18 protein-coding genes, 1 tRNA gene and 1 pseudogene are annotated in these 17,958 nt (G+C 64.4%); 15 read left to right on the top strand and 5 right to left on the bottom strand.

Features of this window, described 5'->3' with window-relative positions; genetic code table 11:
• Positions 1-2: 2 nt before the first annotated feature.
• The 3 genes and pseudogenes from KBY85_RS02740 to serS all read left to right on the top strand — a co-directional run bounded on the left by KBY85_RS02740 (position 3) and on the right by serS (position 2,107).
• The gene (locus KBY85_RS02740) at positions 3-656 is read left to right on the top strand and encodes a prepilin-type N-terminal cleavage/methylation domain-containing protein (RefSeq protein ID WP_254960020.1); all 654 of its coding nucleotides are present in this window, start codon (positions 3-5) and stop codon (positions 654-656) included.
• A pseudogene (locus KBY85_RS02735) lies at positions 657-773 on the top strand (NifU family protein); the annotation flags it as partial.
• A 56-nt stretch (positions 774-829) separates the two neighbouring features.
• Positions 830-2,107: a serine--tRNA ligase gene (gene serS, locus KBY85_RS02730; RefSeq protein ID WP_254960018.1), complete on the top strand. Its 1,278-nt coding sequence runs from the start codon at positions 830-832 to the stop codon at positions 2,105-2,107.
• 50 nt (positions 2,108-2,157) lie between these two features.
• Here the strand turns inward: serS and KBY85_RS02725 are convergent, their stop codons facing one another.
• Positions 2,158-3,408, bottom strand: coding sequence for an ATP-binding protein (locus tag KBY85_RS02725; protein ID WP_254960016.1), 1,251 nt, complete (start codon positions 3,406-3,408; stop codon positions 2,158-2,160).
• Positions 3,409-3,622: 214 nt separating this feature from the next.
• On the opposite strand from KBY85_RS02725, the gene KBY85_RS02720 reads away from it, so the two are divergent.
• Positions 3,623-3,766, top strand: a complete 144-nt coding sequence (locus KBY85_RS02720) for a type II toxin-antitoxin system YoeB family toxin (RefSeq protein WP_254931161.1) — start codon at positions 3,623-3,625, stop codon at positions 3,764-3,766.
• Between the two features lie 84 nt (positions 3,767-3,850).
• On the opposite strand, the gene KBY85_RS02715 is transcribed toward KBY85_RS02720, so the two are convergent.
• Positions 3,851-4,669: a neuromedin U gene (locus KBY85_RS02715; protein ID WP_254960015.1), complete on the bottom strand. Its 819-nt coding sequence runs from the start codon at positions 4,667-4,669 to the stop codon at positions 3,851-3,853.
• Positions 4,670-4,864: 195 nt separating this feature from the next.
• On the opposite strand from KBY85_RS02715, the gene rseP reads away from it, so the two are divergent.
• From rseP to KBY85_RS02700, 3 genes are all read left to right on the top strand, one after another.
• Positions 4,865-5,953 (top strand): RIP metalloprotease RseP, encoded by a 1,089-nt coding sequence (rseP, locus tag KBY85_RS02710; RefSeq protein ID WP_254931163.1) that lies wholly within the window; start codon positions 4,865-4,867, stop codon positions 5,951-5,953.
• 56 nt (positions 5,954-6,009) lie between these two features.
• Entirely contained in the window at positions 6,010-6,312 is a 303-nt protein-coding gene (gene rpsN / locus KBY85_RS02705) for a 30S ribosomal protein S14 (protein ID WP_254960014.1), read from the top strand.
• A gap of 143 nt (positions 6,313-6,455) precedes the next feature.
• Positions 6,456-8,582, top strand: coding sequence for a polyribonucleotide nucleotidyltransferase (locus KBY85_RS02700; protein ID WP_254931165.1), 2,127 nt, complete (start codon positions 6,456-6,458; stop codon positions 8,580-8,582).
• 234 nt (positions 8,583-8,816) lie between these two features.
• On the opposite strand, the gene KBY85_RS02695 is transcribed toward KBY85_RS02700, so the two are convergent.
• On the bottom strand, positions 8,817-9,752 hold the full coding sequence (locus KBY85_RS02695) for a 3'(2'),5'-bisphosphate nucleotidase CysQ (protein ID WP_254960013.1): 936 nt from the start codon (positions 9,750-9,752) through the stop codon (positions 8,817-8,819).
• On the opposite strand from KBY85_RS02695, the gene rsmI reads away from it, so the two are divergent.
• Together rsmI and KBY85_RS02685 are read left to right on the top strand one after the other, a co-directional pair.
• Complete coding sequence (gene rsmI, locus KBY85_RS02690; RefSeq protein ID WP_254931167.1) at positions 9,751-10,659, top strand: 16S rRNA (cytidine(1402)-2'-O)-methyltransferase; 909 nt, start codon at positions 9,751-9,753, stop codon at positions 10,657-10,659. The genes KBY85_RS02695 and rsmI overlap by 2 nt on opposite strands.
• A gap of 39 nt (positions 10,660-10,698) precedes the next feature.
• The gene (locus KBY85_RS02685; RefSeq protein WP_106502124.1) at positions 10,699-10,938 is read left to right on the top strand and encodes a hypothetical protein; all 240 of its coding nucleotides are present in this window, start codon (positions 10,699-10,701) and stop codon (positions 10,936-10,938) included.
• A gap of 42 nt (positions 10,939-10,980) precedes the next feature.
• Here the strand turns inward: KBY85_RS02685 and KBY85_RS02680 are convergent, their stop codons facing one another.
• Entirely contained in the window at positions 10,981-11,784 is an 804-nt protein-coding gene (locus tag KBY85_RS02680) for a hypothetical protein (RefSeq protein ID WP_254960012.1), read from the bottom strand.
• Positions 11,785-11,834: 50 nt separating this feature from the next.
• Positions 11,835-12,083, bottom strand: a complete 249-nt coding sequence (locus tag KBY85_RS02675) for a hypothetical protein (RefSeq protein ID WP_254931169.1) — start codon at positions 12,081-12,083, stop codon at positions 11,835-11,837.
• Positions 12,084-12,151: 68 nt separating this feature from the next.
• On the opposite strand from KBY85_RS02675, the gene KBY85_RS02670 reads away from it, so the two are divergent.
• The 6 genes from KBY85_RS02670 to KBY85_RS02645 all read left to right on the top strand — a co-directional run.
• A tRNA-Arg gene (locus KBY85_RS02670) sits at positions 12,152-12,225 on the top strand.
• Positions 12,226-12,410: 185 nt separating this feature from the next.
• On the top strand, positions 12,411-13,583 hold the full coding sequence (locus KBY85_RS02665) for a site-specific integrase (protein ID WP_254960010.1): 1,173 nt from the start codon (positions 12,411-12,413) through the stop codon (positions 13,581-13,583).
• Positions 13,584-13,757: 174 nt separating this feature from the next.
• Positions 13,758-13,964, top strand: a complete 207-nt coding sequence (locus KBY85_RS02660) for a helix-turn-helix domain-containing protein (RefSeq protein WP_254960009.1) — start codon at positions 13,758-13,760, stop codon at positions 13,962-13,964.
• Positions 13,964-16,693, top strand: a complete 2,730-nt coding sequence (locus tag KBY85_RS02655) for a DUF3987 domain-containing protein (protein ID WP_254960007.1) — start codon at positions 13,964-13,966, stop codon at positions 16,691-16,693. The genes KBY85_RS02660 and KBY85_RS02655 overlap by 1 nt, the downstream gene beginning before the upstream one ends.
• Positions 16,694-17,134: 441 nt before the next feature.
• On the top strand, positions 17,135-17,260 hold the full coding sequence (locus tag KBY85_RS02650; RefSeq protein ID WP_254960006.1) for a hypothetical protein: 126 nt from the start codon (positions 17,135-17,137) through the stop codon (positions 17,258-17,260).
• Between the two features lie 100 nt (positions 17,261-17,360).
• A partial coding sequence (locus KBY85_RS02645) for a transposase (RefSeq protein ID WP_396121804.1) occupies positions 17,361-17,958 on the top strand: 598 nt, incomplete at its 3' end.

The following is a 17,958-nucleotide window of genomic DNA, read 5'->3' as shown; positions in this document are numbered from 1 at the left end:
CAATGACCAATCCCGTCTCCAGCCCGAAGCTCTCCAGGCCCCAGGTCACATCCCAGCACGGGTTCACCCTCGTGGAACTGCTGGTGGCCCTGGCGATTAGCGCCCTGTTCGTGCCCCTGATCTGGAGCAGCATTCAGGGAGCCATTCGATTTTTCGAAGCCAACCTCTGGCAGGTGCAGCTTGAGCGTGATCTCAACCGTGTTTCAACCCTTCTCGATGCGGAGGCGGAGGATGCCTGTGTGTTCGGCACCACCGCCGCGCCAGCCGCCTGCGCCGCAGCCGCTCCCGTGTGCGCCGCAGCGGCAAACCAACTGCGCATGCGCGTGACCCTGTTGGATGCCAACAGTGTTCCCACCGGCGCCGATGCGGTGATCCTTTACACCCGCAACACGGCGACCAACGAGCTCCTCCGCTCTGGCCCCCAGATCCTGGCCAACGGCCGGCTCGATCCCGCCAACACCGCCGCCAACGACCAGCTGGTGATGCGTGGCGTCACCGGCTTCGCCGTGACCCCCAACAACGACTGTGACACCGCCACCGTGGCCATTACCGCTACCCCTGTGGCCCCCAACACCTTCACCGCTGCCCAGGGATTCGGCAATCCCGTGACCCGCACTATCAGCCTGCGCACCGGCTCTCGCCCTTATGTGGACTGAGTTGCATCCATGTCCAGCCCCCCCGATGAGCTGCGCCTGCAGGGCGCCTGCGGCAGTTGCCCCAGCAGCACGATGACGCTCGAGATGGGAGTCGCCGAAGTGGTGCAGGTGCTCTGAGCACCACGGGGCACCACTCCGTTGGCTTTTAGGCTCCCCCCAACCGCCCCGCCCCCGTGCTCGACCAGCGCCTCCTGCGCGACAGCCCTGAGCTGATCACCACCCAGCTGGCCCGTCGGGGCATGGCGCTAGACCTCGCTCCTCTTCAGCAAATCGCCCGCCAAGAGCGCGATCTCGAGGAGCAGCGCAGCAACTTTCAAGCCGAGGGCAACCGCATCGGCAAGGCCGTGGGGCAGCTGATCCAGGGCGGATCTGCCCCAAACAGCCCCGAAGTGCAGGCCCTGCGCGATCAGGGCAACGCCATCAAGCAGCAGGTGGCCGCCCTCGAGGAGCAGGAAAAAGCCCTAGAGCTGCAGCTGCGCGATGCCCTATCGGCCCTGCCCAACCTGCCCTCGCCCGAGGCCCCTGATGGTCGCAGCGAAGCCGACAACATCGAGATCAAGCGTTGGGGCAGACCCCGGGTAGAAGACGGCCTGCAGGAGCACTGGCAGATCGGCGAGCGGCTCGGCCTATTTGAAACCGAGCGCTCCGTGCGCATCGCCCAGAGCCGTTTCATCACCCTGATGGGCGCTGGCGCCCGCCTGGAGCGGTCCCTGATCAGCTTCATGCTCGATCTGCACACCGCCAAGGGCTACCGGGAGGTGATGCCGCCGATCCTGGTGAATTCCGCCAGCCTCACCGGTTCGGGCCAGCTGCCCAAATTCGCCGAGGAGAGCTTCCGCTGCGCCGACGACGACCTCTGGCTTACCCCCACCGCCGAGGTGCCAATCACCTCCCTGCACCGCGACGAGGTGATTCCCGCCGAGCAGCTGCCGCTCAAATACGCCGCCTACACCCCCTGCTTCCGCCGCGAAGCCGGCAGCTACGGCCGCGACACCCGCGGCCTGATCCGCCTGCACCAGTTCAACAAGGTGGAGCTCTACTGGTTTTGCCATCCCGACCACTCCGCCGCCGCCCACCAACAAATCACCGCTGACGCGGAAGCCGTGCTGGAAGCCCTCGAGCTGCCCTACCGCAAGATCGAGCTCTGCACCGGTGATATGGGCTTCTCCGCCGCCCGCACCTACGACCTCGAGGTATGGCTGCCCGGCGCCGGCTCCTACCGCGAGATCTCCAGCTGTTCGGTGTGCAACGACTTCCAGTCCCGCCGCTCCGCCATCCGCTTCAAAGATGGCAAAAACACCCGCCTGCTCCACACCCTCAACGGCAGCGGCCTCGCCATCGGCCGCACCATGGCCGCCCTGCTCGAAACCGGCCAGGAGGCCGATGGCTCCGTGCGCCTACCCGCTGCCCTAGTGCCTTACTTCGGTGGTGACACGATCAGCGCGGGGTGAGGGTGGGGGATAGCGCACCGTGACCAACACCTGAACACCCAAGGGGATGGCTACGGCCCAAGGGCACCGACCGGCACCACCACAACCCCATCGGTCCGGCGATAGCCGTACCCCTTGCCGCAGATCACGGCCAGAAACGCCGGTGCCCCCGAGCGTTGGCTGTCGATCTGCTCTGAGAAGCGCTTGAGGTTGGCGGCGGCCTGGTCAACCTGCCCCTCGCCGAGCTTGATCTCGATGGCGCCCCAGCGCCCATCGCGCAGCTGCACGATCGCATCCGCCTCCACCCCGTAGTCATCGCGGTAGTGCAATACCTCTCCTTCCAGGGGTTGGCTGAGCACGCGCAAATCGCGGATCACCAGTGATTCGAACAACTGCCCGAACCACTCAAAATCCTCGAGCAATCGCTCCGCAGCAGCCCCGCTGGCCGCCAGCGCCAGCGATGGGTCGACGAAATGACGCTTTGGGGCCTTGCGCAGCCGCGCCCTCGAACGCAGATGGGGAGCCCAGGCGGGCTGATCTTCGATCACCATCAGCTGCTCCAACGCCTGCAGGTAATCCGTCACGGTGCGCTCATCCAGGGCGCCATCGGCGCCACCGGCATCGGCGGCCAGTGTTGAAAGCCTGGCCTCAGTGGCGCAATGGCGTCCGAGAGAGCGCAACAGTGCCCCCACCCTGGCTGGATCGCGGCGGCGATCCACTCGGCTGATGTCAACCTGCCGCACCTGCACGAGGTAGTCGCGGGCGGCCCGGCTCGCCGCTTTCAGGGGCCTGCCCTGCTGCGCCGGCCAGCCGCCGCGGGCAATCAGCGCACCGAGATCCTGCACGCTCAGCCCTGGATCCGCCACGGCCTGCACCTCGCCAGCAAACAGCTGACGCAGCGACACGGCGCCGTTGGAAACTCCGGATTCGAACAAGCTCATTGGCCGCATGCGCAGGAACCCGAAACGGCCGGCGCCGGTGTGGCGGCTGGCATCTTCCGCCGGCACCGCTGAGCCGGTGAGCAGAAACTGGCCGGGTTGATCGGAGGCATCGACGGCCCTGCGCACCTGATTCCAGAGCTCGGGTGCCACCTGCCACTCATCCAGAAGTCGCGGCCTTGCTCCTTCCAGCACCAGCCTCGGCTCCACCGCCAGGGCCTGCCGCGCGGCCTGGTCGATGTCGAGCAGCACGCGGGAGGCGGATTGCTGCGAGGCCGTCATCGTCTTGCCGCAGGCCTTAGGCCCTTCGATCACCACAGCACCTGCGGATTCCAACAGCTCCCGCAGTTCACCATCCACGATCCGGGGGCTGTAGACAGGCACTCAGGCTCACTAATACGGTAAACAGCGGCATCTTAATGCGGAAAATGCGGAGCTTCGAATCCGGTTTTTGCAGGCAGCATGATGATGCTTTTGCCGACCAGCTGGCGTCAGTCGATGGAGCGCCCCTTGGGCAGGAGTGCCCGTGACCGGCACCTCATGCTCCAAACCAGCTTGCTGCAGCAGGGGTCGATTCCAGGGATGGGCGAATCGATCCTTGAAGGCATGGCCACCGCCCTACGAAGCCCTTGTTGGTGATCTGAGCGGCGCCTACTCACGGCGCATCAACATTCAGCCCCGGCTGATATACCAGGTACTCGATAACGAGCGCAGGGAATACTCATCGAGCCTGCCAGGGTAGATAGGCATGGACGATTGACTGAGGGTTCAGCTAATCGCGCGTATCTAGGCCGCGTATCTAGGCACAGTGACGGAGCCGCCTCACCTACTTCGGGAACAAAAACTGAATCTGGGCCCGGATCGTGACATCACCGAAAAGATCAGGATTCACCACATTTGCATAAGCCTGCAGCGACGCATTGATCGGTTGCTTGCCGATGCGAAACAAGCGGCCCACACCGCCGCCCACAGGCAGAATCCACTGGTCGCCACTGGTCGCCCGCCAGTTGGCGGTGATGATCGGCGAGGTCACCAGATACCAGCCGTGGGGCAGGTTGAAGTTAATGAAGGGCTGCAGCAGGAAAGCACTCACCGAGCTGCGATCGCTTTTGCCCGCAAACGACCAGACGTTGTTCACCAGCGCCCCAGCCACCCAGGGGCCCTTGCTGTACACCGCCACCGCCGCCGGCCCCGCAGACCACTTACCCCGGCCCAGGCTGCTATCGCTAGCCGTTGGTAATACAAGCGTGGGGCCAAAACCAAAGGTCCAAGCGCCCCTGCCCTTGGGCACGAAGAAGAAGCTGGGGTTGAGATCGCCGATGCCATTTTGAATGCCCGTTGCCGTCGGCTGGCTCAGCACCGGCAGAATCGTGCGGGTCACCAAAGTGAGATTCGGGCTGAGCGAAAACGGCACCACTGGCTGAATATTCAGCAGGCTCTGGGTTTGGTCTTCATTGGGCCCAATGCCCGGAGTGAGGTTGTACTGAAACGGAACACTGACCAAATTCGAGATCGGGTTCTGGGCCTCAGTGGCCAGCGCCTCGGTTTGGGCTTCTTGCACTGCTTCTTGCACTGCTTCCTGCTCTGCTGCGGCGGGCAGTTGCAGCAAGGTGGCGCAGATCAGGGCACTCAAATAGCGCGTCATATGGGTAAAAACAACTACTGCTGAGGCGGGATCTTAAGGGTCGAGCTGCTGCTGCCACGGCCCGGATTCGGCGGGGGAACACACGGCCGCAGCAACTGGACTTAGCCAAGACTTAGTTCAGCGTTTAAGCGTGCATGCCGCCCCCCTGGCCCCAAGCAAACCCAGCACAATGGATGCATAAATAGCGGGGCCTGGATGGGCGTTCTCACAGCACTGGCGATCCTGGCGGGGCTGATCGTGGTGCACGAGGCGGGGCATTTCTTTGCCGCCACCTTGCAGGGAATCCGCGTCAGCAGCTTTTCGATCGGCTTTGGGCCGGTGCTGATCGAGCGCCAGCGCCGCGGTGTGCAATTCGCCCTAAGGGCCATTCCCCTGGGCGGCTTCGTGGCCTTTCCCGATGACGATGAAGACAGCCCCATCCCCAAAAACGACCCCAACCTGCTGAGCAACCGGCCCCTAGCCCAGCGGGCCCTGGTGATCGCCGCCGGCGTGTTGGCCAACTTGGTGCTCGCCTATGCGGTGCTACTCGGCCAGGGCCTAGTGCTCGGCATACCCGCCGGTTTCAGCGCCAGCCCCGGCGTGCTGGTGAGTGGCGTGCAACCCGGCCTAGCCGCTGCTGCTGCCGGCCTCCAGCCGGGCGACCGCATCTTGAGCCTCAATGGCAGCGATCTGGGCGGCGGCCAAAGCGCCGTTGCCGCCTTGGTGGAGCGCATCAAGGCCGCCCCCGAGCAAACCCTGCGCCTCGAAGCCGAGCGCAACGGCCAAACCCTGCCTCTAGATCTCACCCCCGCCGATCTCGGCGGCGTTGGCCGCATCGGCGCCCAGCTGCAACCAAATGGCACCGAGGCCTTCCGCCCCGCCCGCACGCCCCTGGAGCCCTTCCGCCAGGCCAACCACGACTTCGCCGCTCTCACCAGCCGCACCGTGGAAGGGTTCGTGACCCTCGCCACCCACTTCGGCGAGACCGCCGGCCAAGTATCTGGCCCCGTAAAAATTGTGGAAATGGGGGCGTCGCTGGCCAAGCAGGGCGGCAGCAGCCTGTTCATCTTCACCGCCTTGATCTCAATCAACCTGGCGGTGCTCAATGCCCTGCCGCTACCCCTGCTCGATGGCGGTCAGTTCGTGTTTCTGCTGCTCGAGGGCCTGCGGGGTAAGCCCCTGCCCGAGCGCTTTCAGATGGCTTTCATGCAGTCGGGCTTTGTCTTCCTGGTGGGCTTGAGCGTGGTGCTGATCGTCAAGGACACCTCCCAGCTGCCGGTCGTGCAGCAGCTGCTTGGGCGCTGAGCCTCACCGCCGCAAGGTAAGATTGAAAGCACTTATCCGATCGCAGTTCAGGCCGCATGGCGAAGAAGTCGATGATTGCGCGCGATGTCAAGCGCAAGAAGATCGTTGAGCGTTTTGCCGCCAAACGCTCTGCCCTCAAGGCAGCCTTCGACGCCGCTGCAGGTCCCATGGAGCGTCTGGAAATCCACCGTAAAATCCAGCTGCTGCCCCGCAACAGCGCTCCCAACCGCGTACGCAACCGCTGCTGGGCCACCGGCAAGCCCCGGGGCTACTACCGCGATTTCGGTCTGTGCCGCAACCAGCTGCGCGAGCGTGCCCACAAGGGTGAGCTGCCTGGAGTGGTCAAGTCTTCCTGGTAATCAGCCAAAGATTCCCAAGGCGCCTACGGGCGCTTTTTTTATGGCCAAGAAAGCCCATAAACGCGATAAAAAGCGAAGGATGCCCCAGTAGTAACTGCCTAAATGCGAGAATGGTCCCTGACAACAACAGGACATAAGCGCACGTGCAAGGACAAACTCAGTCGATCTCCTTCGATGGTCGGGAGATCCGGCTGACCACCGGTCGTTTCGCCCCCCAGGCTGGGGGCTCGGTGATGGTTGAGTGTGGTGATACCTCGGTTTTGGTCACCGCCACCCGCTCCGGCGGTCGCCCAGGCATCGATTTTCTGCCCCTAACCTGCGATTACGAAGAGCGTCTCTACGCCGCTGGGCGCATCCCTGGCAGCTTTTTCCGTCGCGAAGGCCGTCCCTCTGAGCGAGCGATTCTCACCTGCCGCCTGATCGATCGGCCGATCCGGCCCCTATTCCCCAGCTGGATGCGCGACGACATCCAGATCGTGGCCACCTGCCTCTCCCTCGATGAGCGCGTGCCACCCGATGTGCTCGCAGTCACCGGCGCCTCGATGGCAACCCTGCTGGCCGGCATTCCCTTCTATGGCCCCATGGCCACCGTGCGGGTGGGTCTGCTCGGCGACGACTTCGTGCTCAACCCGAGCTTCCGTGAAATCGAGCGCAGCGAGCTTGATCTGGTGGTAGCTGGCACGCCCCAGGGCGTGGTGATGGTGGAAGCCGGTGCCAACCAGCTGCCCGAGCAAGACGTGATCGAAGCGATCGACTTCGGCTACGAAGCGGTGTGCGAACTGATCAAGGCGCAGCAAAACCTGCTCAAGGAGCTCGGCATCGAGCAGGTGATCCCCGAACCTCAGGTCATCGACCCCACCCTGCCCAACTTCCTTGAAAAGGAATGTGCCGGTGGCATTGGTGAGGTGCTCAAGCAGTTCTCCCAAACCAAAACCGAACGCGACGAGAAGCTCGACGCCATCAAGGCCGAAGTGAGCCAGAAGATCTCCGCCCTAGCCGAAGACGACCCGATTCGCTCCGCTTCCAGCGGCAAGGCCCTGGGCAACAGCTACAAGGACCTGACCAAAAAGCTGATGCGCGCCCAGATCCTCCAGGAGGGCAAGCGTGTCGATGGCCGCAACCTTGATGAAGTGCGGCCGATCAGCGCCGCGGCCGGCGTACTGCCCAAGCGGGTGCACGGCTCAGCGTTGTTCCAGCGCGGCCTCACCCAGGTGCTCTCCTGCGCCACCCTCGGCACCCCGAGCGACTCCCAGGAAATGGACGACCTCAACCCGTCCACCGAGAAGCACTACCTCCACCACTACAACTTCCCCCCCTACTCCACCGGCGAAACCAAGCCGATGCGCTCCCCCGGCCGCCGCGAAATTGGCCACGGCGCCCTGGCTGAACGGGCGATTGTGCCCGTGCTGCCCAACAAGGAGTCCTTCCCCTACGTGCTGCGCGTGGTGTCGGAGTGCCTCAGCTCAAACGGCTCCACCTCGATGGGTTCGGTGTGCGGCAGCACCCTCGCCCTGATGGATGCGGGCGTGCCCCTTAAGGCACCAGTGAGCGGAGCCGCCATGGGCCTGATCAAGGAGGGCGAGGAGGTGCGCATCCTCACCGACATCCAAGGCATCGAAGATTTCCTTGGCGACATGGACTTCAAGGTGGCCGGCACCGAAAAGGGCATCACCGCCCTGCAGATGGACATGAAGATCACGGGTCTAGATATGAAAACCGTGGCTGAAGCCGTTAACCAGGCTCGCCCTGCCAGGCTGCACATCCTCGAGAAGATGCTCGAGGCGATCGACAAGCCCCGCGACACCATGTCGCCCCACGCCCCACGCCTGCTCAGCTTCCGCATTGATCCGGAACTGATCGGCACCGTGATCGGCCCCGGCGGCCGCACGATCAAGGGCATCACAGAGCGCACCAACACCAAGATCGACATCGAAGATGGCGGCATCGTCACGATTGCCAGCCACGATGGCGCTGCCGCCGAAGAGGCCCAGCGCATCATCGAAGGCCTCACCCGTCGCATCAGCGAAGGCGAGGTATTCAGCGGTGCCGTAACCCGCGTGATCCCGATCGGTGCCTTCGTGGAGATCCTGCCCGGCAAGGAAGGGATGATTCACATCTCCCAACTCTCCGAAGCCCGAGTAGAGAAGGTGGAAGATGTGGTGAATGTGGGTGATCAGGTAACCGTGCGCGTACGCGAAATCGACAACCGCGGCCGCATCAACCTCACCCTGCGCGGTGTGCCCCAAAGCGAAGCCCCTGCACCGGAGTGATTGAAAGGGAGGGCGGCTAACTAGCCCTTTCTAAATTTGGCCTCGAGCACTTAGAGCCGGCCCTGCAAGGCCGGCTTTTTTGTTGGAAACCAGCGCATGAATGAGCTCGCCTTAGCGCCAACTAAAAACTGAAGACCAGGGAGGGTCAAACAACATTTTTCGAGGCGGGCTAAGCCCTAGCTAAGTCCACCAGCAAAAAACGACCACTCCCCTCCAGCAATCACCCTCTGGCCCTCAAACAACAAAACCAGGATCAATCACAGCCATCGCAGCCGCCGCCTCTTCGCACAATTCGGCGTGGGCTAGGCCGTGGCTGGCGATTAGACAGCCGGCCTGGCGTACGTCACCGCTGTTGTAGGCCAGGGCGCGGCCATCGGCATGGCTGAAAGCGCCACCGGCGGCGCGCAACACCGCCTCAGGAGCAGCCATATCCCAATCCTTCGGGGCGCTCTTGCCCGACAGGGAGATATAGAGATCCGTCTCGCCGCGCAGGATCGTGGCCACCTTGCCGCCCACGCTGCCGATCGCCTTGGTGTCGCCCAGGGCCAGGGCCGCAAGCAGCTGCTCGAGCCGCTGGTCGCGGTGGTTGCGGCTGGCTACCAGCACCAGCTCCCCCAGGGCGCGGCGGCCGCTGAAGCGCACGGGCGAGCGCACACCAGCGCGGTTTTCGCACCAGGCCTCTCCTGCCGAACCCGCCAACCCCGGCATCACGCCCAGCCACAGCTCCTCCAGCTCCGGCAGCAGCACCACCCCCAGCACCGGCTCGCCGCCGTGCACCAGGGCCAGATGCACCGCATATTCGCCCGTGCCCTGCAGAAAGTCTTTAGTGCCATCGAGGGGATCGAGGATCCACAGCCACTCCGCCGCCAGGGGCTCGCCTTCAGTGAGCTGCTCCTTGGCGGTTTCCTCGCTCAGCACGGTCCACGCGGCCATGGGGAAGGCTGCGGCCAGGCCCTCCAGCAACCACTGGTTCACCGCCAGATCCGCCGCACTCACCGGACCCTCGCCGCCCTCATCCACGCTCAACGCCGGCGGGAAGCCATAGGGGGGCTGCTCGACGCGGCCGTAGGCCAGCAGGATGTCTGCCGCGCCCCAGCTAAGCCGCCGCAGCTCCACAAGCAAGCCTTCGAGCGCAATGCCTGAGGGCAGGGGGAGGGCAGCCGGCATCATGGGTGGGCAGGGCTCAGCATTTTGCAGGAGCCCACCCCAAGCCGTGCAAGCCCCCGAACCCGCCCCCGGCGTGCTCTACCTGGTGGGCACCCCCATCGGCAACCTGGCCGACCTCTCACCCCGCGCCCGCCAGGTGCTCGCCGGCGTGCAGCGCATCGCCTGCGAAGACACCCGCCGCAGCGGCCTGCTGCTGCATCAACTCGGCCTACGCCATAAGGAGCAGGGGCCGCGGCTGGTGAGCTTCCACGCCCACAACCAAACCGCCCGCATCCCCGAACTACTCGCGGCCCTCGCCGCCGGCGAAGCCCTGGCCGTGATCAGTGACGCCGGGCTGCCGGGCATCTCCGATCCTGGCGAGGTGCTGGTGGCGGCCGCCCGCACGGCTGGGCACAACGTGATCTGCATCCCCGGCCCCAGCGCCGTCACCACCGCGCTGGTGAGCAGTGGCCTGCCGTGCGGCCGCTTCTGCTTTGAGGGCTTCCTGCCGCCCAAGACCAACCAGCGCCGTCAGCGACTGCAGGAATTGCAAGCTGAGCAGCGCACCATGGTGCTGTTTGAAGCCCCGCACCGGCTGCTCGATCTGCTCGACGATCTGCTGGCGGTGCTGGGTGATCGGCCCCTGCGCGTCGCCCGCGAACTCACCAAAAAGCACGAAGAGCAGGTGGGCCCCAGCGTGAGCGCAGCCATCGAACACTTCCGCCGCACGCCGCCCCAGGGGGAATGCACCCTGGTGTTGGCAGGCGCCCTGCCGCCAGAGCCCCTGGCCTGGGATAGCGCTGCCCTCAGCGCCGAGCTCCAGGAGCTGCAGCGGGCCGGCCACAGCAGCAACGCCGCCGCCAAGCTGCTGGCCGAGCGCACCGGCCACAGCAAGCGGGAGCTTTACGCCCTGCTGCACCAGGAGTCCTGACCGGGCAGACTGCCGCCAGAGAGTTCTCCTGTTGCCCTGATGGTCTTGCGCCTGCGCCTGCTTGCATCCAGCCTGCTGGGCGGTGGCTTGCTGCTCGCGATTCTCTGCCTGGGTGCTCAAAACCTCGACCAGCGCCCCAGCCTCAACTTGGGCTTTGCCCGCAGCACCCCTCTGCCAGCCGGTTTTCTGGTGGGAATTGCTCTAGTAATTGGCGTACTCAGTGGCGGCTGCAGCGCCGCCCTGCTCGCCCCCCGCAACGAGCAACTGCCCGGTGATTAACTGCCTGGCAATTAACTGACTGTCAATTAACTGCCTGGCCGATTAACTGCCTGGCAAAGAGTAGAGGCTGCCCTCCATCACAACCCGGCTGATGCCCTGGGCGATCAAGTAGGGCGCCGTGCGCTCCAGGATGCGAGTGTCTGGCACCTTGATCACCCGCTGGGTGCGGCCGCAGTGGCGTTTGGCCTGGCGGGGATTAGCAAACACCATCAGGGCCTGCCGCTCCTCTTCGCCATCGGGTAACTGGCCAAGTTCGGGGAAGTCCTTGAGCGGCTTGGCTTGGAGCTCCACTGTTTTGTCCACCAGCATGTAGACGCTGGCTGGAAGGGGCGCATCTGCGAGCGGCTGGCATTGGGCCAGCTCACCAACGTGATCCACCAGCAACAGCGGCACGGCCACAAACTGGTCGGCTAGGTCGTCGTCAGCGAAGTCGAGTTCATTGGCGTCATCGCCAAAATCATCGGCGTCATCGATTGCCAGCACCGCATGGTCTTCGTCGTCGCCGGCCGGCTCTGGCAGCTCAGGCTCTGCCAGCTCAAGCGCAGGGGGTTCAGGCTCTAGGGGTTCAGGCTCCAAGAGTTCAGGCTCTGATGGAGCTAGTTCTGAAGCGGCTTGTTCTGGAGCAGCTGGTTCTAGAGCAGGTTGTTCTTGTGAAACTTTGAGCGGCCGAATGCGTTGCTGCTTGAGCTGCTCGTATTCAGCTGGATCTAGACCAGCCTTCACCACGCGGCTCACCGTGTTGGTGCTGCAGCCATAGGCCTCTGCCAGTTCGGCGCTGACTTCACCAGCGCGGTAGCGAGCCACGATCTCGATCTTCTGGCTGTCAGTGAGCCGGGTGGCAGCCATGGGGCGAGAGTTGCGCAGCAGACCAGTGTAGGCCTAAAGAGCCAGCAGGTTTAGGGGGTTGGTGGCTTGACGTTCGGGCAGCTGGCACCGTTGAACCTCGAGGCGATGCGCGCTGAGCCCTCTTGATAGATCTTCTGGGCTTTTTGGGTATCACCCGCAGCCTGGGCGGCACTGAGCTTGCCGGCAAATATGCCGCAGGCCTCATCCAAGCTCACAGCCTGGGCGCCCAAGGGAGCCGCCAGGGCCAGCAGGCCAGCAGCAGAAAAAAGCAGGGCGAGCCGCATTTCAAAAAAGATCACTACAACTACTTTGGCGCCAGGGCAGCAGTTGTGTGGCCCCCACCTGCTGAGCGATCATGGCAACGGCTGCTCCCTTAGCTCAGCCGGATAGAGCAGCTGCCTTCTAAGCAGCCGGTCGTTGGTTCGAATCCAACAGGGGGCGTTACCAAAAGCCAAGCGGGATCTAGGGTTTCTCCCTGTCCTGGCTTGGCTTTTTATTTGCCGTCTCATTCTGCGAGATAGCCCAGAATCCCTCTGGATTCGTCAGGGTCGGCTAGTTTTTCCCACAGATTTCCCACCGAGGGGGAAATGGGGCAAAAGCGACTGGGATGGTTGGCGGACCTGAGCGTGGCCTTCAAGCGGCACCGTCAAGGCCGATCTGGCTGGTTCATTGAGCTGAAAGGCGACCGCCTCAGGGTCCGCTCCACCGAGCTGCCGCCACGACCCGATGAGGCGGCCGACGCCCCACTAAGACGCCGCGACGCCTGGCTGAGCACACCCGCAGGGCCGGCCATGTTCAAAGACGCCCTGGCTGAAGCCTGCGCCCTTTTTGATTCGGTGATTGCAGGGACCTGGAGGTGGCCCGACCCCGACGCTCTCCCAACCGAAGGGAAAGCCGGGCAGCTGGCCCCGGCCACACTCCAGCGGCTCACCGATCGGCTCAAGGCCGCCCTAGTGGGCGAGCGCATTGGGATGAGCACCTGGAACCGCACCTACCTCCCCTATCTGAATCGGCTGGTGGAGGTGGCCGGCTCCAGGGCCTGGCCCGATGAAAGCGATCTTTTGGAGGCCGTGCTGCGCAACTGGGAGCCCAACGGCAGGGCCCGGCAAATGGCCCACGACCGCATCCGTGCCCTGTGGAAGCAAGCCGGCTGGGAATGGCCGGAAACCATCGTGGCGATGCGTGGCAATGGCAAGGCCGCTGCCGCTGCCGAAGGTGTGCGGGCTTTCAACGATCCAGAGATTCAGGAACTACGCGCCAGACTCCTGCGCAGCTATCGCCTCACACCCGCCGATCTGGTGGCTTGGGATTGCCTGATCGCGTTCGGGCTACGCCCCGCAGAGCTGCAGGGCCTGGAGCTGCGGACCGATGAGGGATTGCCCCTCGCCCAAGTCACTCGCACCAAGCGCAGCAGCAAAGGCTCCAGCGGTCCCAGAGCAGTGCCGGCAGTCCCGCCGGAAGACTGGCCCGCTGATTGCTTTGATCTGGTGCAGCGATTCCAGGAGCATGGCCTGCCGCCAGGGATGGTGGCGGCTCGATCACCAGGAGAGGTGCTGGGCCAGCAGCTGGCCCGCCTGATGGATCGGCAGCCAATGGAGATCGAGCTGCCGCGCGAGCTGACGCCCTACGGGCTGCGCCATGCGTTCGCCCTGCGCTTGGGCCTGCAGTTGGGACTCCATGTCAGAGAGAGCGCGCAGCTGATGGGGCACAGCCCCCAGGTTCACCTGTCCACTTATGGGCGCCGATTGGATGCACCGAAGCTGCTGGCCACCGTGCGGGATCGGGTGATGGCTCGCTGATTTCCACAATTCCCCAGCGACGACTAAAACAGCAAGGGATAAAGAATCCCCAGGTTTCGACTAGACGCCGCAGTTAGTTTCAGGGTTTTCCACTAACTGGGGAAAGCCGAAGAAGCCCGATTAAATCTGCAAAAACGAGGTCCATAGGTTGAACGGGACAGCTCGTTATTAACCATGGCTTTCACCCTCACAACCACCGAAGCCGCCCAAGCGATTCGGCTTTCCCCCGCCACCCTGGCCCGCCTCCGAGCTGAAGGCGTTCTGAAAGCAGGTGTTCACTACCGCGCCGTAGGTGCAGGGCTGAAGCGTCCGCCGCTGCTCTGGAACGCCGAAGCCTGCGAAACAGCCTTGGCTCAGCGCAGCCGCCGGGTTCTGGCCTGATGAACGCCGCCCAGCGCAAAGGGCCCCCGATGGAGGCCCAGTGCGTCGCCGGCAGGGGACCGGCAATCAACCAACCGCAACCGTCTGGGGACGTTGCTGCAATGCAATCTAATTCGAGATCATTAGACCATCACGCACAGGCCGCCGCCGAACCTGAGCGGACCCTGCCCAATCACCCCGCAGAGCAGTTTCTGCAGCTGCTGGGCAAAGACCCCGGCCAGACCTACTTCCGCACAGTCCGGCACGGCAAGGGAGCCAACCGCAGCCGCAGGGGCAAAGACCTACACGGCTTCGACCTGCAGGCCCTGGCCCGCGACAACCAGGCGGGTGAGTCGATCTACTTCGTCACCGGCAACAGCACCACCGCATCAGGCAAGGCCGGCGGCGTCGAGAACGAGGACGTAACGAGCTGCCCCGCGTTGTTTGCTGAATGGGACGACAGGCCGATCGAGTGGCAACTGCAGGCCTGGCTAGAGCTGGGGTTGCCCGAGCCAACCATCCAGTTGTTGACAGGCAACAAGTCGGTGCACTGCTACTGGCTGCTAACCGAGGCCATGGAGAAAGCGCAGTGGCGGCCGCTGCAGGCCCAGCTGATTGACCATTGCGGCTCCGATCAGAAGTGCAAGAACGAAGCCCGCCTGATGCGGCTGCCTGGCTTCGCCTACATCGACAAGAAAACCGGCCAGCCCAACGGGAAGGTGGCCGAAGTGGTGCACACCAGCGCCACCCGCTACAGCCCAGAGCAGATCGAAGCCTGTCTGCCCTCGCTGTTGACCCCACCGCCAGCAGCACCCGCGAAACCGCCAGCCCGAGGCCTGCCCCATCGCACCCTGCAGGAGATCGAGGCCGCCGCAGCCTGCATCCCCGAGCGGGTGGTGGGGGGCAACACCTACGAGCCCAGCCGCCGTGCCCTATGTGGTTGCGCAGCCGCCCTGGCGGAGATTGGCCTGCCTGAGGAGCAGGCCCTCGACCTGCTGGCCAGCAAGTGGCCAGACCGCGCTACAGCCAAGCAAGTGCTCCACAGCAGCAGCACCCGCGAGGCCGCTTCGTTTTGGGCAATAGCGGGTGAGCACGGTTTCAGCCTTGCCAGGAGCGCCACCAATAACAAGGTGGTTCCGCTCAAATCGAAGCGGAAACAACACCAGGCGCCCGAGCCCAAGCACAGCCGTTTACTAACGATGGCTGAGGTTGCCGAGCGACTGCGCGAAGCGATCAGCGAAGGCATGGGCGGCGCTGATCTGGCCGCCCTGGTGGCCGAGCTGGCCGCAGCAGCGGAACAAGCATCATTCGACGTTCAGCGGATGGCCGAAGCGATCCGCGCCGAGCAACTGCAGGTAGTGGCCGTTGCCGTTGAGGCGCAGCAGATCGCCGCCGAGCACGACCGTCAAGAGATTGGCGAGTTGCTCAGTGCTGGCTACCTGCTGCCCCCCAGCATTGCCGCAGCGATCGAAACCCGCTCCCGCTACCTGCCCTGCTGTGGCCCATCGGCTGTGCTGCCATTCCTGGCAACAGTGGCCGGCCTGGTGAAGTTGGGAACCGAGGTTGAGGGCTGCGCAGTCGCTGGCTACCGCGTACCCATAAACCTGTTCGCCTGCCTGGTGGGGCGATCTGGGGCGAAGAAGTCGCCTATCGGTCGGCTGCTGGTGGAAGCGCCAACCGCTGGCCTTCGGGCTGAGCTGGCCCACGCCAACCAACGCGAGCGCGCGGCCTGGGAACAGGAGTGCCGCGAGATGAAGAAAGGCGAGGCCAAGCCAGCCGCGCCAACCCCTAAACGCCTGAGCGTTTCCGACTTCACCGGGGAGGCCCTGGCCGCACAACTGCAGACACAGGAGGCCGCCGGCCTGGGCCTGCTGGTGAACCGCGATGAACTGAGCGGACTATTCGGATCGCTGAACGCCTACCGGGGAGGCAGGGGAGCCGATGAGCAGCAGTTGCTTGAGCTGTTCGACGGCAGCGGGCTCAGCAGCCTGCGGATCGTGGGAGACCGCCACTACAGCCGCAGCCAGCTGAGCATCTGGGGCAGCACCCAACCCGATGTGCTGCGGCAGCTGGTGGCCGATGGCGACGCCTCAGGCCTGTGGGCTCGCTTCCTGTTTGTGCCGCTGCCTGAGCGGGCCATACCGCTGCCGATGAGCACCAGCGCCGCCGAGGTGGGAGAGGTGGAAGCCGCAGCGCAAACCCTGGCCGACGCCTGCAGCGCCGTCTATCGGCTGCCACGCCACACCTACCGGCTGGCACCAGCAGCGGCTGAGAGCTTCGCTCACTACGAGCTGAACCGGCAGCGGGCTGCCCTAGGAGCCACCATCGGCGCCCAGTCCGCGCTTTACGGCAAGTCGGCCGGCAAGGTGCTCAGGGTGGCCGGTGTCCTGCACCTGCTGCGCATCGCCGCCGGGGAGGCAAACAGCGGCGCCCTGATCGAACAGGCCACCATCGAGCAAGCCGCCGCCCTGGTGGATCACCTTGATGCCTGGGCGCTAGGGCTCCATGCCGAGGTTGCAGCTGGTGGCGTGGGCCAGCTGATGCGCACCGTTCATCGGGTGGCCGAAGCAGTTGCCGCGCCGATCCGGTGGAAGGAACTGGCAGTAAGGCTGAGCGCCAAGGCCAGGAAGGAAACCGACGCCGCAGCGTTTGCCGAGGCCGCCCGAGCCCTGGCCGCTGCTGGCTACGGGGAGGTGGAGGTGGGCAAGCGGCAAGCGGTCAGCTACCGGGCCACCTGTGCCCTGCCCTGAAGGTTGGTTGGTTGGCTGAAGGTTGGCGATGCAGCCAACCTTAAAAAGTAAGTCCCTCACAGGGAAGTAGGCCTGAAGGTTGGTTGGTTGGCTGTTTTTGATGTTTTTCCTGCTCACTGTGCTTTCAGTCATTTTTCACGTTCAAAACCGCCAACCAACCAACCAACCAACCTTCAGCACCAAACCGCCTGCAGCGCAAGGGATGTAAAGGTTGGCAGGGCAGCCAACCTAAGAACCAACCGCCAACCTTCAGGCCAACCGCCAACCATCGGCACCCGCCTGATCCGTGCTCGCTGATAGGCGCTGAGGGGCTAGCTGGGCCGATCCCCTTCGATCCCCCCGCTGGCCTAGTCGCCCCCTTGCGCCTGGGCCCAGGTGCGCGATAATGCAGGGACGCCATGAGCGAGGCCAGCAGCAGGCCCCCAGGACGTTCCCCAATCAATGAACCGCACTGCCCTATTGGCGGCACGGTTGCGCGATCTGCAGGCCCGCTCCGAAGCCACTGATCACGCTGCCGAGCGGCGTCCCATGGAGTGGTGTAACTCGGGGGGATCAGCCCCGGCGTAGCCGGGGCTGACGGCTCGCCTCCCTCAGACATCAGCTGTGGCAATGGGTGGGCCGGTCTGTGACCCTGTTCGGAGAACTACCACCAAACCGAACACAGACCATGACCCTTACCCATAGTGGCGCCTCCGAGCTGAGCCAGCTCATGGAGGGCACCACCGCTGGCGCCCTGATCCCTGAGATCGTGCGCCGGGGCTTCCAGGATCTGCTGGAGGCCGAGGTCTCCGCTGCCATTGGAGCCACGCGCCATGAACGCTGCCCCGATGAGCGATCCACCCACCGCAACGGCTACCGCCAGCGACTGCTCACCACCCAGGTGGGGGATCTCAGCCTGGCCATCCCAAAACTGAGGCAGGGCAGCTTCTTTCCAGATTGGCTTGAGCCACGCCGCCGTGTCGATAAGGCCCTCTACGCCGTGGTTATGGAGGCCTACACCGGCGGCATCTCCACCAGGAAGGTTGATGCCCTGGTGGAGGCATTGGGCGGCGCCAGCGGCATCTCCAAATCGGAGGTGAGCCGCATCTGCCAGGGGCTCGATGAGCAGGTCAAGGCCTTCCTGCAGCGGCCGCTTGAGCATGCCCGCTTCCCCTACGTCTACCTCGACGCCACCTACCTACACGGACGTCTGGGGCAGAACATGCAGGTGGTATCGCGGGCGGTGGTCGTGGCCATCGGCATCAATGCCCTCGGCTACCGAGAAG

The organism is Cyanobium sp. BA5m-10, from assembly GCF_024346255.1.
Taxonomy (GTDB): domain Bacteria; phylum Cyanobacteriota; class Cyanobacteriia; order PCC-6307; family Cyanobiaceae; genus Cyanobium_A; species Cyanobium_A usitatum.
Note: the sequence above shows the minus strand (reverse complement) of the source record. Positions and strands in the feature narration are given on the sequence as shown.